The sequence below is a fragment of the Kitasatospora sp. NPDC059722 genome, assembly GCF_042733235.1.
Lineage (GTDB): Bacteria > Actinomycetota > Actinomycetes > Streptomycetales > Streptomycetaceae > Kitasatospora.
The window spans coordinates 1-1,799 of sequence record NZ_JBHWGD010000237.1 but is presented as its reverse complement, the minus strand read 5'-3'; the positions used below and the strand labels follow the sequence as shown (position 1 = coordinate 1,799).

The 1,799-nt window shown below is 79.0% G+C and carries 1 protein-coding gene and 1 pseudogene; both read right to left on the bottom strand.

Going from position 1 to position 1,799, the window contains the following annotated elements; genetic code table 11:
- Nucleotides 1–1,194 (bottom strand): annotated as a pseudogene (locus tag ACFV4F_RS42845) (ATP-binding protein); the annotation flags it as partial.
- Nucleotides 1,191–1,799: DUF4255 domain-containing protein (locus ACFV4F_RS42840; RefSeq protein WP_380511360.1), on the bottom strand; the 609-nt coding region annotated here is incomplete at its 5' end. The gene ACFV4F_RS42840 and the pseudogene ACFV4F_RS42845, both read right to left, overlap by 4 nt.

The window sequence follows — 1,799 nt, the reverse complement described above, 5'->3', positions numbered from 1 at the left end:
GCACACGGGGCGCTGGGGGGCGCCCGCCGTCGTGGCCGCCACGGTGGCGGCCCGCCGGAGATTCTCGCGGTCGAGCCGGTAGGCGGCCACCGCCTGCGCCAACTCCTCGCTCAGCGGCTTCGGTTCGTCCTCCTCCGGCACACCTCCCAGTGCGCGGGCCCACTGCTCGGCCAGCCCGTGCGCCTCCGGCGGGGGGACGGTGACGACCACCGGGCTCTCGTCGGCCCAGGCCGGGTCCCACACCTGCGGGCCGTGCACGATCAGCGGGACGCCGGCGAGCGCGGCGCACAGCTCGCGCAACAGGGCGGCCCGCTCGGGCCGTTCGGGTTCGAGCCGGTCCAGCGGTCCGAGCACCACGCCGCTCCCGCCGAGGCGCGCCTCGCGGGCGAGCACCCGCACGACGGCGCCCGGCGGACGGGCGGCCAGCGCGGCGGCGTCCACGACGAGGGGCGGACGTCCGTCGGCTGCCAGGGCGGCCACCGCCAGGGGGCCGGCGTGGCCGCTCCGGTCCAGGAGGTGCACCAGCCCGCCGTCGGCCGCGAGCGCGCGCAGACGGTCGACGGGCTCCGCGGTGCCGGAAGCGGGCGCTGCGGCACCAGGGGCGGCCCGACGGGCCAGCCCGGCGAGTGCGTCGTCCGGCTCGTCGTCGCCGAGCAGGTGGGCCGCCACGCGGTCCGGTACGCGCAGCGCGCGGGAGAGCAGCGGGCGCTCCGGCTCGGTGATCTCCAGGAGGCCCGCGGCGATCAGCGGGGCCCGCGCGGAGAACCGGAGGCGGCCGGCGCCGGCGGCGGGCAGTCCGCACAGGTCGAGGGCCAGGCCGATGGTCGCCCGGCGCTGGGTCAGGTCGTCGTTGAGGTAGCCGTAGAGCTGCTCGAAGCGGGTGTCGAGGTCGGGGGCGAGGGCCACCAAGAGGAGGTCCAGGTCCACCGGGAGCAGTCCGAAGGCCGCGCAGAGCCGGGCGAGCCGTGAGCCGGGCGGCGGCGGGTCCGTGTTCTCGTCGCTGCGGCCCCTTGCGGCGGAGGCCGCCAGGATCCGCTCGACCGCCTCCGGGCCGAGGTACTGGCCGCGGTAGGGGTCGTCCGGGTCGGGGTCGGCGGCGCGGCGCTCGTGGACGGCGGTGCGGACGCGCTGCTCGACCCGGTGCAGCCGTTCCCACAGGTGGTCGGCCGGGGCACCGGCGCGCGACCGGCTCACCGTGTCCCGCCGCGCGGTCGGCGGCCCGGTGGCAGTCCGCGCTCCCGGGGCGCGGCGAAGCCGTCCGGGCCCGGGTCCGCGCCGCCGCGGTAGCGCAGTCGGCGGCCCGGGTGCTCGGCGGGCGCCGGGTGCTCCCGGGTGGTGTCCTCGGCGCGCACGACGAGCCCCTCGGTGACGGGCGGCCCGGCGGGGCTGAGCGCGCCGGGCAGCGGGGCGAGCACCCGCAGGTCGATCGAGGGCCGCATCTCCCCGCCGAGCGCGGACCACACGTCGGACACCGACGGCAGGCCCGAGTCGCGCCCGGCGATGTCGAGGCCGACGGTCAGCCCGAGCCGGGCGAGCGTGCCGGTCAGGACCCGGACGGGCAGCGCGTCCACGGCCGTGAGGCACTGCAACACCTCGGCCAGCAGCCGGTGTTCGTCCTGCGGCCGGTTGGTCCAGACGGTGACCAGGTAGGCCAGTTCGAACCAGCGGGGCGCGGCCCGGTGGCCGACCACCACGCCGTCCTCGTCGTTCTCGGCGACGGCGCCGGCCAGCCGGGGGGCCGTGTGCGAGCGCCTTCCGTAGTGGAACACGGCGGACGGCGGGGCGGCCCCGCCGGGGCC